The sequence below is a fragment of the Pseudomonas sichuanensis genome (genome assembly GCF_024749065.1).
In the GTDB taxonomy this organism is placed as follows: domain Bacteria; phylum Pseudomonadota; class Gammaproteobacteria; order Pseudomonadales; family Pseudomonadaceae; genus Aquipseudomonas; species Aquipseudomonas sichuanensis.
This window is the reverse complement of sequence record NZ_CP087185.1, coordinates 4,708,010-4,721,245: the sequence shown is the minus strand read 5'-3', so window position 1 is coordinate 4,721,245 and position 13,236 is coordinate 4,708,010. Positions and strand designations below refer to the sequence as shown.

The following is a 13,236-nucleotide window of genomic DNA, read 5'->3' as shown; positions in this document are numbered from 1 at the left end:
CGCCCTATGGCGAGCGCAGGCTGTCCAGCAGCTTTCTCGACAGCGCTCCCGCGTCGCGTCGGCAGGCCAGGGCCACGGTGCTCTGGCAGGCCTCGGCCAGCGGCACGAAGGTGACCGAGGGCGGGGCGATCTCGCGCATGCTCAGGGGCAGCAACGCCACCCCGAACCCGGCCTGGATCAGCTGCAGTTGCGTGGTCTTGCGCGACACCACCTGCGCCGCCTGGGGGAAGAATCCCTCGTTCATGCACAACGACGCCGACAGGTAGCTCAACCCGCCGCGCTGACGATGGGGTATGGAAATGAAGCGTTCCTCGCGCAGTTGCCCCAGCCGAACACTGCCGACCGTGGCCAGTGGGTGGCTTGCCGCCAGCGCCAGCAGCAGGGGCTCGTCGAACAGTGCATGCAGCTCCACGCCCTCGTGCTGACGCAGCACCGGCAGGCGCAGCAGGCCGATCTCCAGGCGGCCTTCGGCGATGTCTTCCAGTTGCGCCTCCGACGATTGCTGGGCGATCTCCAGGGAGACGCCGGGGTTGTCCTCGAGGTAGCTGCCGAGGCGCTGCAGCAGCTGCCCTGTCAGCGGCACGGTACTGGAGTGGTTCAGCCGCAGGTTGCCGCGCAGGCCCTGGCCCACCTCGCGGGCCAGGCGTTCGGCCTTGTCCAGGTCGGCCAGCAGGCGTCGGGCGCGGTCGAGGAAGGCCAGCCCAGCGGCGGTCAGCCGTGGCTGGCGGGCGGTACGTTCGAACAGCGCGGACCCCAGGTGCAGCTCCAGTTCCTTGATCTGACGGCTGAGTGCCGACTGGGCGATGTACAGCCGCTCGGCGGCGGCACTGAAACTGCCGGCCTCGGCGATTTCGACGAAATAGCGCAGTTGGCGAATCGAGGTCATGTCATGCCTTTTTCAGATGGCTCATGGCGTAAAGGCATATTAGTCGGCATGGCTTGTCGCTGGCTAACCTTCTGGGGTCTCCCGAGGAACTGCCGCAATGCTCGCTCAACTTTCGTTTTCCATGCTCGACTGGCTACCCATTCTGCTCGGTGTGGGGGTGGCCTATATCGTCTTCGGCATCGCCGGCTTCGGCACTGCGCTGGTCGCCGGCCCCGTGCTGATCCATTTCATGCCATTGTCGCGGATCGTTCCGTTGCTGGTGCTGCTGGACTTCGTCGCCGCCTTCGGCAACTTGCTGCCGTCGCGGCGCGACGTGGTGCGCGGCGAACTGCTGAGGCTGCTGCCGTTCATGGGCGTGGGCTGCACGCTGGGCGTGGTGTTCCTGCTGCGCCTGAAGTCGGATGTGCTGCTGTTGCTGATGGGGCTGTTCGTCACCGCTTACGCGGTCTACGGCCTGGCGGTGAAGGTGAGGCCGGCGAGGCTGTCGGGCGCCTGGGCGGTGCCCATGGGCACGGTGGGTGGATTGTTCGGCGCCATGTTCGGCAGTGGTGGTTTTTTATACGCGATCTACCTCAGCGCACGGCTGGAGGCCAAGGAGCAGGTGCGGGCGACCCAGAGCGCATTGATTAGTTGCAGCACGGTGGTACGCCTGTCGCTGTTCCTGATCGCCGGTGTGTATGCCGATACCAGCCTGCTGTTGCTGGCCGCCTGCCTGCTACCGGTGATGTTCCTCGGGCTGTGGGTTGGCAGGCGGTTGACCCTGAAGTTGTCCCGCGAAGCCTTCGTGCGCCTGGTCACCTGGCTGGTGCTGGCCAGCGGCCTGGCGTTGATCGGTCGCTACCTGGGCGCGTGAGCGGTAGAATTGCGCCATTACCGCAGTCCGCAGGCGCGTTTCGTTCATGAACACCCAAAGCATCATCGTCCCCAAACTGTCCACCGTGCCGTCCCACGAAGCCCGCTCAAGGGCCATCCTGCGCTGGCTGGTGCGCGAGAAGATCGTCGAGGAGCAGCTGACCACCTGTGGGCGTACCGGCAACCGAATGGGCCATGCCCTGGCCGAGGGCGCGCGCAAGGTGGCCCTGCACCCGGAGAAACTGCCCTTCGGCGAGCAGGTCAACGGCCTTGAGGTGGTGCTCAAGCGGTGCATCTACACCCCCACCGACGGTTTCCTCGAAGAAGCTGGCTGCCCGGAGTGCCGGCGCGAGGTCGGCGAGCCGCTGTTCGAGAGCCTGGAGGAGTGGACACCGGGGGTGAGCGACAACTTCACCTGCCCGTTGTGCGGCTTCGAGGACGACATCAATGGCTTCCTTTACCTGCAGCCATGTGCCTTTTCCAACCTGGGGTTCATCTTCAACAACTGGGGCGAGGCCGGGTTTACCCAGGCCTTCCTCGACAGCTTTGCCGACTGGCTCGATCAGCCGGTGGCGGTGGTACAAGTCAGCTGCAAGCTTTAAGCCGCAAGCATCAAGCATGCGCGCTTTGTCCAGACGCTGATTCTTGTAGCTTGCCGCTTGTAACTTGAAGCTTGAATTGCATTGAGCGGCGCGCCGTGGATGAGTATAATGGCGCGCTTCCATTTTTCCCTCCCGGGAGCCCCCGCGATGCTGCGTATCAGCCAAGAAGCCCTGACTTTCGACGATATCCTCCTTGTACCTGGTTATTCCGAGGTACTGCCCAATGAAGTCAGTCTCAAGACCCGTTTGACTCGTGGCATCGAGCTGAACATTCCCCTTGTTTCCGCCGCCATGGATACCGTGACCGAAGCGCGTCTGGCCATCGCCATGGCCCAGGAAGGCGGCATCGGCATCATCCACAAGAACATGACCATCGAGCAGCAGGCCGGCGAAGTGCGCAAGGTCAAGAAGTTCGAGGCTGGCGTGGTCAAGGACCCGATCACCATCGACGCCGACGCCACCGTGCGCGACCTGTTCGACCTGACCCGCCTGAACAACATCTCGGGCGTTCCGGTGCTGGCCAACGGCGACCTGGTAGGCATCGTCACCTCCCGTGACGTGCGCTTCGAAACCCGCCTGGACGCCAAGGTCCGCGACGTGATGACGCCTAAAGAGCGCCTGGTCACCGTGCGCGAAGGCGCCGACAAGAACGAAGTCCGCGAGCTGCTGCACAAGCACCGTCTGGAAAAAGTCCTGATCGTCGACGACAAGTTCGCGCTCAAGGGCATGATGACCGTCAAGGACATCGAAAAAGCCAAGGCCTACCCACTGGCGAGCAAGGACGACCAGGGTCGCCTGCGCGTCGGCGCTGCCGTCGGCACCGGCAAGGACACCGGCGAGCGCGTTGCCGCCCTGGTTGCTGCCGGCGTTGACGTGGTGGTGGTCGACACCGCCCACGGTCACTCCAAAGGCGTGATCGACCGCGTACGTTGGGTGAAAGAAACCTACCCGCAAGTGCAGGTGATCGGCGGCAACATCGCCACCGGCGCTGCTGCCAAGGCCCTGGCCGAAGCGGGCGCTGACGCCGTCAAGGTCGGTATCGGCCCAGGCTCGATCTGCACCACCCGTATCGTTGCCGGCGTCGGCGTGCCGCAGATCAGCGCCATCGCCAACGTCGCCGCTGCGCTGGAAGGCACCGGTGTGCCACTGATCGCCGACGGCGGCATCCGCTTCTCCGGTGACCTGTCCAAGGCCATCGTTGCCGGTGCTTCCTGCGTGATGATGGGTTCGATGTTCGCCGGTACCGAAGAAGCCCCGGGTGAAGTCGAGCTGTTCCAGGGCCGTTCGTACAAGGCTTACCGCGGCATGGGCTCGCTGGGCGCCATGGCGCAGGCGCAAGGCTCCTCCGACCGTTACTTCCAGGACTCCTCGGCCGGTGCCGAGAAGCTTGTTCCCGAGGGGATCGAAGGCCGCGTGCCATACAAAGGCGCCCTGTCGGCGATCATCCACCAGCTGATGGGCGGCCTGCGTTCGTCCATGGGCTACACCGGCAGCGCGACCATCGAAGAGATGCGTACCAAACCGGAGTTCGTGCGCATCACCGGTGCCGGCATGGCCGAGTCCCACGTGCATGACGTGCAGATCACCAAAGAAGCCCCTAACTACCGGGTCGGCTAACGCCTCCAGCGGTAAGCGACAAGCTTCAAGCTACAAGCGGTAGTTGCCCTTCTGCAACTACCGCGTTTTCCCCGATCAACTTGCAGCTTGCGGCTTGAAGCATGCAGCTGCATCAGAGATTGAGTCATGGCCCTCGACATTCACGCTCACCGCATCCTGATCCTCGATTTCGGTTCCCAGTACACCCAGCTGATCGCCCGCCGCGTGCGCGAAATCGGCGTGTACTGCGAGCTGCACCCGTTCGACATGGACGATGAAGCGATCCGCGAATTCAACCCGCGCGGCATCATCCTCGCTGGCGGCCCCGAGTCGGTCCACGAAGCCAACAGCCCGCGCGCGCCACAGGCCGTGTTCGACCTGAAAGTGCCGGTGCTGGGCATCTGCTACGGCATGCAGACCATGGCCGAACAGATGGGTGGCAAGGTCGAAGGTTCCGAGCTGCGCGAGTTCGGCTATGCCCGCGTTGACGTGGTTGGCAAGAGCCGCCTGCTCGACGGTATCGAAGACCACGTCGACGATGACGGCGTACTGGGCCTGGACGTGTGGATGAGCCACGGCGACAAGGTCACCCAGATGCCAGGCAACTTCAGCGTGCTGGCCAGCACCCCGAGCTGCCCGATCGCCGGCATGTACGACGATGCCCTGGGCTACTACGGCGTGCAGTTCCACCCGGAAGTGACCCACACCAAGCAGGGCGGCCGCATCCTCTCGCGCTTCGTCCAGGACATCTGTGGCTGCGAAGCCCTGTGGACCCCGTCGAACATCGTCGAAGACGCCATCGCCCAGGTGCGTGAGCAGGTCGGTTCGGCCAACGTCCTGCTGGGCCTGTCCGGCGGCGTCGACTCTTCCGTGGTTGCCGCGCTGCTGCACCGCGCCATTGGCGACCAGCTGACCTGCGTATTCGTCGACAACGGCCTGCTGCGTCTGCACGAAGGCGACCAGGTGATGGCCATGTTCAAGGAGAACATGGGCGTCAAGGTGATCCGCGCCGACGCCGAGAAGCAGTTCCTCGACAACTTGGAAGGCGAAGCGGACCCGGAGAAGAAACGCAAGATCATCGGCCGCACCTTCATCGACGTGTTCGACGCCGAAGCCAGCAAACTGGACAACATCCAGTTCCTCGCCCAGGGCACCATCTACCCCGACGTGATCGAGTCGGCTGGCGCCAAGAGCGGCAAGGCCCACGTGATCAAGTCGCACCACAACGTCGGTGGCCTGCCGGAGGAGATGAACCTCAAGCTGGTCGAGCCGCTGCGTGAACTGTTCAAGGACGAAGTGCGCAAGATCGGCCTGGAGCTGGGCCTGCCGTACGACATGGTCTACCGCCACCCGTTCCCGGGCCCGGGCCTGGGCGTGCGTATCCTCGGTGAAGTGAAGAAGGAATACGCCGACATCCTGCGTCGCGCCGACCACATCTTCATCGAAGAACTGCGCAAGGCCGACTGGTACCACAAGACCAGCCAGGCCTTCGTGGTGTTCCAGCCGGTCAAATCGGTGGGTGTCGTCGGCGATGGCCGTCGCTACGCCTGGGTCGTGGCGCTGCGCGCTGTCGAGACCGTGGACTTCATGACCGCACGTTGGGCGCACCTGCCGTACGAGCTGCTGGAAACCGTCAGCGGCCGCATCATCAACGAAATCGCCGGTATCTCCCGCGTCACCTACGACGTGTCGAGCAAGCCGCCTGCCACTATCGAGTGGGAATGATCCTGCAGCGCCGTATGGCTGCATGAAGAAACCGGCCTTGGCCGGTTTTTTCATGCCTGCAGTAATGGTTTATTATCGCTATTGAAAGTGCCGCATTGTGTTGGCAGCAGCTCTCTGTCGGTAGTTGGATATCGTCAAATACGGAAGACGAGTATGAAAGTCCTCACAGATGATGAAGCTAACGTTGCGTACGATCATGTCAAGGCAGTAGACGAAGGACGTGTGGGACCAGATAGAGCAAATTATCTTGCGTTAACGGACGCTGATTTTGAACTTCTCCTGTATAGCATCTATCGAGGGCGTGCATCTGAGTCGTCGTGGTACAGCAATGCTCGCTTGATGGTCACAGGCGCTGATCAAGGGCGGGATGTTTGGCTCACGAAGGATGAACGGCCAGTTGGGCTTATTCAGTGCAAAAAGGTTAAGGGTGGTTTCACCCGGCCGGACACGCTTCGTGAGGTAATCAAGTTCCTTCTAAATGTCATGCTTGAGCCGGCGCTTATGCCAGACTCGGCCGGTTTTCGATTCATTCTTGCCCTTGCTTCTGATCCTGCCAGCACTACAACCGACTTTTTCGAAGCGCCACAGGCTTGGCTAACTGCCAATGAAACAGAGCTTTTAGATCTGGCTACCGACGTCATTAAAAAGTATGAAGCATTCTCGATGCTGAAGATCGAGGTTGTCATGCCAGGCATCAGGACGGCTCTGAAGAACCTGAGATATGAGCTTCTTAGACCAGTCGACCTCGATGCGTTACTGGAGTGCATCCCTGCTATCCGTGGGCGGTTTTTCAAAGTTCAACTTGTCGTGGCTGTGGAGGATGCCGAGGCCATGATTGAGGCTCAGTTCGCTGCAGTTGGTTTGATCTCAAAGAGCACACAAACATTCACCAGAGCTGATATTGAGGAAGACATTACGCGCGGGTCGCGCGGTCTGGCTGACTGGCCTCAACTGATTTGGGGGCAGCATATAGAACGACCAGAGTTCGACGATCTGATCCAGCGAATTAATCGGCATCCTGCAGGCTCCACGCTGGTCGTTGGAGGAGCAGGGACAGGGAAGTCAGCACTTCTCGCTGAGCTGTATTGTGCCCTCAAAGCCCGCGGCCAGATTGTGCTAGCGATAAAGGCCGACATGCTTAGCCCTAATATTGTGAATTTCGCCGACCTCGCTCGCGATCTTGGTATGTCAGGTGATATCGAACAGGAGCTTCTTTCGCTGGCGGTTGAAGCCCCAGTTGTGCTGATCATTGATCAGCTTGACGCTGTCAGTGAAGTGATGGACCAGAGTTCACAGCGCATGCAGGTCTTACTTCGCCTTGCGTCTCGGCTACAGGAGGCAGAGAGTCAAGAGGGTAATAAACTTCCCATTCATGTCATCGTTTCTTCGCGACCATTTGAGGCGAAGTTTGACGCTCGATTCAGGTTGCTTGATGCGGATGAGTTACTACTTACTCTGCCTCCGTTCGAGCGGATATCCACACTGCTTGGTGAGCTTGGTATCGACTCCACGGTCGTGCCGGATAGTCTCAAGGAGGCGCTGCGCATACCTTTTGCTCTGGGTATATACGTCGATCTTGTAAAATCTGGCTTGAATCCTGCAGATTTTACAGCAGCAAACTTACTTGATCGATGGCTCGACAAAAAACTACCTGTAGGGGCCGCGCGTGCGTCGTGTCTGGCGTTCTTGCGCCAACTCGCAGCTGACATGACGCAGCATGAGAGCCTCTGGCGGCCGGCCGCTTACTATGACCCGGACTACAGCGAGATGCTGCGTTGGGCCGAGTCGATTGGCATTGTCATCCGTGAAGACGCCAGTATTGGATTCAGTCATCAGTCTTGGCTCGATGATTTTCAGGCTAAGACGCTCCGAACCGCACAAGAGTTGGCTGATTACGCTTGGAGTCGCCAAGAAGGGTTATTTGCGCGGGGAACAGTCCTGCGCGGCCTTGAGCACATGCGAAGGGTTGATATAGCTTCCTATGAAGGGTCTGTTCGCTTGTTGCTACCAAACCCGAAGACACGCAGACATTTGCGCCATCTTGTGGCCGATTATTTGGCGAGTGCTGATGATCCGAGCGCAAGTGATATTGCGTGGGTCGATTGGATGGCGCGTAACGATCATGCGCTTGCGAATCGGGCATTCAGGCAGCTAGCGACAAGATGGCCGTGCTGGAGGTCAGGGGTGCTGCCGCTACTTCCTTTTCTTCTACAGGACGAAAAGCATCGCTGGAATGCGACCATGCTACTCGTTCGTGAAGTTTATGAGGACTCGAAGCAAGTTATGGATCTGGTCGACCGCTATTGGTCGGATGCTTCACATGACGGAGACGTGTTTAATCTCTTTGAGCGTTCTGGTATTGCGACCGACCGTGCAGTCGCCCATGTCCGTACGATCTTTAATCGAACGACGTTGGCAGGTTGGGCGATATCCCATTACGCCAAGACTTTGCATGAGAACGGTAATACTCGCGTTGCTTTAGATCTCATCTCATTATGGGCTGAGTTGCAGCCTGCGGATCGACACAACGGCATCAGGATTTATGGTGTTGAAATGATTGCGGCAGCCGCGCCGCTCTATTGTGCCGAACGGCTCCTGCCTTGGTTTGTCGGCTTGGCATCGCGTGAGGTTGGTGATGGACGGCCAGGGCGTCGGTATCCGCAATCGATATCTATTCCATACGATTGGAAATATGACTCTGGCCAGGGGCATTTGACGCAGCTTCTGCGAAGTGCGCTCGAAGAGTCAGCAGTATCTGACCCGCTAGGTGTGCGCACCTTGCTTGTTACTGTTGTGGATGTGGAAATTGACGAGGTCCAGTCGCTAGTGGCCGATACCCTAGCGGCGAATTCGGCTGTATTTGCTGAGTATGCGCTCACGTTTCTCCTGGCCGATCAGCGGCGTCTTCACCTAGGTAGCGACATGTTTGACGATGAAAGCAGTGTCGGCCACGTGATCTGCGGTTGGTCGTCAAGCACACTAATTGCCCAGATCATTCCCTACCTCTCTCTCGCTGATATTGAGCAGTTGCGCGATTACATTGAGGCTTGGGGGCCTTGGGAGGAAGAATTACAGGAAGAGCGAGAACCTGCCCTGCGAAGGCAATTTCTCCGTTGGTCTGACGAGCGGAGGTTGCGTTTACTTGCCGAACTACCTGTGCAGGTGCTGACGCCCCGTCGTCGTAGGCAAGTTGAAGAGTGGCAGGTCGAACAGCCCACGCTAAAAGCAAAGCGTGGCGGTCGGAGGATGGCGCAGCTCGTTGGATCACCCATGAGCCACGATCAGATGGCGAAAGCCAGTGACGATGCGATTATCAAAATGTTCGATGCAGTAAATGACCATACAGGCCGCCATGAGCACCCGAAACGCTGGCTGAAGGGCGGTGTTACTGAGTTGTCTCGGGCTTTTGCCGCGTTTGCGAAGTCGTTTCCAGATCGTGTTCTTCGTATCATTCCGCGTTTAGAACCGCGTCTGCACGAGCAGGTTATGGGCGCCGCGATTAGGGAGTTGTCGGCGGTTGAGGCAGTTGACGCTCAGGCACAAAAAATTTTGATTTGGGATGCCCAATCCCGAGGTTTTTCGTCGACTAGCTTTCGCCACGATGTTGCCAGTGCCATGGAGGTACTCGCTAAACGCCTGAAAGGTCTTGAGGCTCGTGACATCGAGTTGCTCAAGGGCTGGCTGCAGCGCGACCCCAATGTGTTGGCCGCAGAAACTGTACGTCATGCCGAGTTAAACAAATCCAATCGTGAGCGGAATGAGAAACCAGATCAACGCCCTGAGGCCATGCTATTTGGCCGGGGCGGCGGGATGCATTTTCTCCCTCATCGCAATTTCACGCTGCTGTCAGCGATCGCTGCGGGATATATCCATCGTGACGGCGTGGATTGCGATGGTTGGCTGGCGGAGTTGGAACTACACGTTACTTATCCTGAAGATCCCGAGGTCTGGAGTGCGATCCTAATGTTCAGGTCGCATCAACTTTGGTGGGCAGATGCGACAAGAGTGGGCGAGCTGATTGGGGCGATCTGGCGGAGGTTTCCAGCGGCGTTTGAAGACGCAGCTGTAATCCAGTCGTTGTGGCGCCTGCGCACTCGCATGCATTCGAGCCTACAGCAGGAGATTGTCAACTTCTGGATAAGTCATAGCGATCATAAGCTAAGGCAGATCGGTGGTGAGTTCTCTGCTGCTAGCGTGATTGTCGATGGCGCTGCTTCTTGTGGGATGGGCGAGATAGTCGAAGCGGTTATGGGTGGGAATGATATTTCCGCCAGATCTGGCGTATTATTTGCGGCTGCAGCGGGGTGGGGTGAACTTGATCACGATATTCGAAGCCGCTCGCATGCCTACCTCATTTCTGTCGCCAGCATTGTCAGTGGGTTCGAGGCTCATGCTCTATCTACAGCTGTAGATCGTGGCGAGCGACTACCTCCCGATGAGATGACGCGAGCCCTGCTGGCGTCTGTTGCAGTAAATATTGATCTGCTCAGAGAATCGATGGGGCTGCTGTTTGTACGTTCGCTTCAGCACCTGTTGCTTTATCCAGGCTTTGAAATGTTGGTACTTGAAATCGCAGAGGCTGCAACTGAGCTTGCACGTACATCGTTGGATAGGACCGTTGGAGGGTTGTACGACGGCGAATTTATAGGGCTAGTTATTGCACTTCAGCGCTCACCAATAGAGATCAAAACTCGTGCGATGACGATCTACGAGCGCCTGCTTGACGCCGAGGTGCACGGCGCTGAGGATGCTGCGGCATTTGCGCTGCGCCGTTAAGGCCTAAGCCGTATCCGCTCAACCCGTTCGCTTCCTAGCCTCTCATTGCTTGATCCCAATCGGTTCGATTATGGACTGATGTTCTCCGGATTCCGGTGTTGATACGTCAGCGTTTACCGGCGTTGCCTTGGGAAGGTGTTTCTAGCGATATCACCCTAAAGAGGAGTCCCTAGCATGGTATTTCTCATGATCTTGAAATAGCAGTTGCTTTAAGGAGTGTGGTTTCAAGGGTTTATATGTGCCTATTGATAATAGAGTGGGAATAGGTTGAGCCACAAGGGCTCCGCAAGGCGCCCTTGTCGTATCTGGCCTCAGCCTTCGCGATTGATCACTGCCTCACAATGCACCGGGAAGTTCACCGAGTTGGCGATGAAGCATTCGTGATGGGCGTCTTCATGCAGGCGCAGGGCGACTTGCGCATCCGAATCGTTGCTCACCACTACCTGCGGGCGCAGCACGATGCCCGTGAAATGCCCCTTGCGTTCGCCATCGCCTTCGACCATTCGGCCCTCTGGGTTGTCGATGTACGCCAGCACATTCACGTTGTTCACCGCGCACAGGTGCAGGTACCACAGCTTGTGGCAGGCTGATACCGAGGCGAGCAGCAGGTCTTCGGGGTTCCAGCGGCTGCGGTCGCCACGAAAAGCCGGGTCGGCCGAGCCGGGCAGCGCTGGCTTGCCCTGGGCCTCGACACTGAAGTCCCGTTGGTAAGCGGTATAACTGGTGGTGCCCTGGCCGGTGTTGCCGGTCCAGTTCACGGTCAGCGCGTAGGTATGCTCTTTCATGACCCCCTCCTTGTGAGTGCGTATGGCCGGAGGATAATTGCACATCACTCGCCTGGCTTGGGGTCTTTTGCAAACAGCGCCTTCTGGTACGCGTCGTAGGACAGCAGGCGGTTCTTCAGGGTCGTGAACGCGTCGCCTTCGACCGGCTGAGGGTTCTTTTCCTGTGGGTCGTCCTCAAGGTGGTAGCGCACCAGGGTATCCGGGCTGTATTCGTAGATGTACTTGTACGGGTGCTCCACCAGTGCCGAGGACAACTGGTCGAAGAACGTCGACATGTAGAACACCCGCTTGCCGTGGTCCCTGAGCAAGCTGATGCCTTGTACGTTGAACGGCGCGTCGGCCACCGCGAAGAAATCGGCAATGGTGGGGGCGATGTCGGTCTGCTGGCTGGTGGTCGAGATCGGCTTGGCCAGGGTCTTGCCCTTGGCCCAGAAAATCAGCGGCACGGTCACTTCTTCTTCGTGCATGGACGAGTTGTGAATGAACAGCCCGTGTTCGCCGAACGACTCGCCATGGTCGCCCACCAGCACGAACAGGGTGGAGTCGAGCAGGCCCGCCTTGTCGTACCCCTCGAGCATTTGCCCGATCAGGGTGTCGGTGGTCTCGATGCAGGTTTCGTACTTTTCCAGCGCTGATTGCGAGGCGGACGTGCCCGTGCAGTCGTAGGGGTAATGCGCGGCGCTTGGGAAGTACAACGCGATAAACCCTTTGCCGGTTTTGCTGATGGCCTGCAGGTGGGGAATGCTGGATGTGTACAGCAGCTCGTCGCTGTCGCCAAAGCTGCTGTTGTTCTGCGCCAGTGTGTTGGCGGGCGCGATGTCGGCGACGGCATAGGCCTTGGCAACACCGATGGACTTGAGGAAACCGTCCATGTTTTCGAACTGCAGGAAGAGTGAGCTGAAGGCGACGGCCTGCATGTTGTTTTTCTGCTGCAGTTCATGGATCACGCCGGGCTGGTGCAGGGGCATCGCCTCTTTGATTTCAACGCCGGGGTAGGCGTGCTGCCCGGTGAAGATCGAGTAGTAGCCCTTGGATGAATGGGGCACCGTCACATACGACTTGAACAGCATGCCCTCGCGCGCAAGCCTGTCGAAGGTGGGGTAGCGCTGGGCGGTGTTGACCTCGGTGCCGAAAATGCTGTTCCAGCGCACCGACTCCATGACGATGTACACCAGGTTCTTGAAGTCTGCCGCGGGCGCGCTGTCGAGTTTGGGTAGGGTGTTGATGGCCGACACGGGGTAAGCGGGTTGTTCGAAGGGCAGCAGGTTGGGGTGCAGGCTCGCATTCACCTGGGTGGCGTTCTGCAGGGCTGAGACCAGCGAGCGGGTGACGATGTTCTCGTTCAGGTCATAGCGGGCGTCCTTGGCGAAGATCGCCCCCAGCAGCAGGCCGCACAGCAACACGACCAAACCCAGCGTGCGTGCCCTAGCCGGCGCGGCAGGAGGGCGCTTGAACGCCTGGTAGGTGGCCAGGCCCACCAGCCCCCAAGCGGCCAGGTAAGCCAGGCACAGAACGAACACGATGAAGCGGAAGGTCAGGCCAAAGCCTGCCAGCTGGTTGAGGAACACCGGCGCCCCTGACGTCAGGTTGCTGGCATTCTCGAGGCTGTACTGGATCAGCGACCAGTCCAGCGGTTTGAGCCAGAGCTCCCTGACGCGCATGTCGATGAGCAACAGGAGCAGCAGGGCGCCGGCCAGGAACGCGACCAGGAAGAAACTGTACTTGCGCCTGCGCAACGTGGTGATGGCAAGCAGGTAGACCAGTGCCGCCAAAAGCAGGTCCTGCAGCAGGTACAGGGCGATGCTGGACGGGCTGGTGTCGATCCAGCGATTGGCGAAGTAGCCGATCAGGATGATCTTCGGCACCAGCAACAGGGATAAGGCGAGCAGTAGGGCGATGTGCAGCGGCCAAGTCCTTTTCCACATGGTTTCAAGCCCCAGTTCGTCGAAGGGATGCAATATGCTCAACGGGCGTTGGGCAGGCCGTCGCTGGCAGGCCTCGATTGCAAGAACTT

At 59.2% G+C, this 13,236-nt stretch carries 8 protein-coding genes; 5 read left to right on the top strand and 3 right to left on the bottom strand.

The genetic code is table 11. From position 1 onward, the window contains the following. Positions 1-4 precede the first annotated feature (4 nt). Positions 5-886, bottom strand: a complete 882-nt coding sequence (locus LOY51_RS21335; RefSeq protein ID WP_258642948.1) for a LysR family transcriptional regulator — start codon at positions 884-886, stop codon at positions 5-7. 97 nt (positions 887-983) lie between these two features. Here LOY51_RS21335 and LOY51_RS21330 point away from each other — a divergent pair, with 97 nt between their 5' ends. From LOY51_RS21330 to LOY51_RS21310, 5 genes are all read left to right on the top strand, one after another. Beyond that, complete coding sequence (locus LOY51_RS21330) at positions 984-1,739, top strand: sulfite exporter TauE/SafE family protein (RefSeq protein WP_125859990.1); 756 nt, start codon at positions 984-986, stop codon at positions 1,737-1,739. Positions 1,740-1,785: 46 nt separating this feature from the next. Continuing rightward, complete coding sequence (locus LOY51_RS21325) at positions 1,786-2,340, top strand: sugar ABC transporter ATPase (protein ID WP_125859988.1); 555 nt, start codon at positions 1,786-1,788, stop codon at positions 2,338-2,340. A 147-nt stretch (positions 2,341-2,487) separates the two neighbouring features. Then, a complete protein-coding gene (gene guaB / locus LOY51_RS21320) occupies positions 2,488-3,957 on the top strand; it encodes an IMP dehydrogenase (RefSeq protein ID WP_125465273.1) in 1,470 nt (489 codons plus the stop codon). A gap of 126 nt (positions 3,958-4,083) precedes the next feature. After that, positions 4,084-5,661, top strand: coding sequence for a glutamine-hydrolyzing GMP synthase (guaA, locus tag LOY51_RS21315; RefSeq protein ID WP_125859986.1), 1,578 nt, complete (start codon positions 4,084-4,086; stop codon positions 5,659-5,661). Between the two features lie 153 nt (positions 5,662-5,814). After that, complete coding sequence (locus tag LOY51_RS21310; protein ID WP_258642945.1) at positions 5,815-10,437, top strand: ATP-binding protein; 4,623 nt, start codon at positions 5,815-5,817, stop codon at positions 10,435-10,437. 311 nt (positions 10,438-10,748) lie between these two features. Here LOY51_RS21310 and LOY51_RS21305 read toward each other — a convergent pair whose 3' ends face one another. Both LOY51_RS21305 and LOY51_RS21300 read right to left on the bottom strand, forming a co-directional pair. Then, on the bottom strand, positions 10,749-11,222 hold the full coding sequence (locus LOY51_RS21305; RefSeq protein WP_258642944.1) for an OsmC family protein: 474 nt from the start codon (positions 11,220-11,222) through the stop codon (positions 10,749-10,751). 44 nt (positions 11,223-11,266) lie between these two features. Then, on the bottom strand, positions 11,267-13,147 hold the full coding sequence (locus tag LOY51_RS21300; protein ID WP_125859982.1) for a sulfatase-like hydrolase/transferase: 1,881 nt from the start codon (positions 13,145-13,147) through the stop codon (positions 11,267-11,269). Between the last annotated feature and the right edge of the window lie 89 nt (positions 13,148-13,236).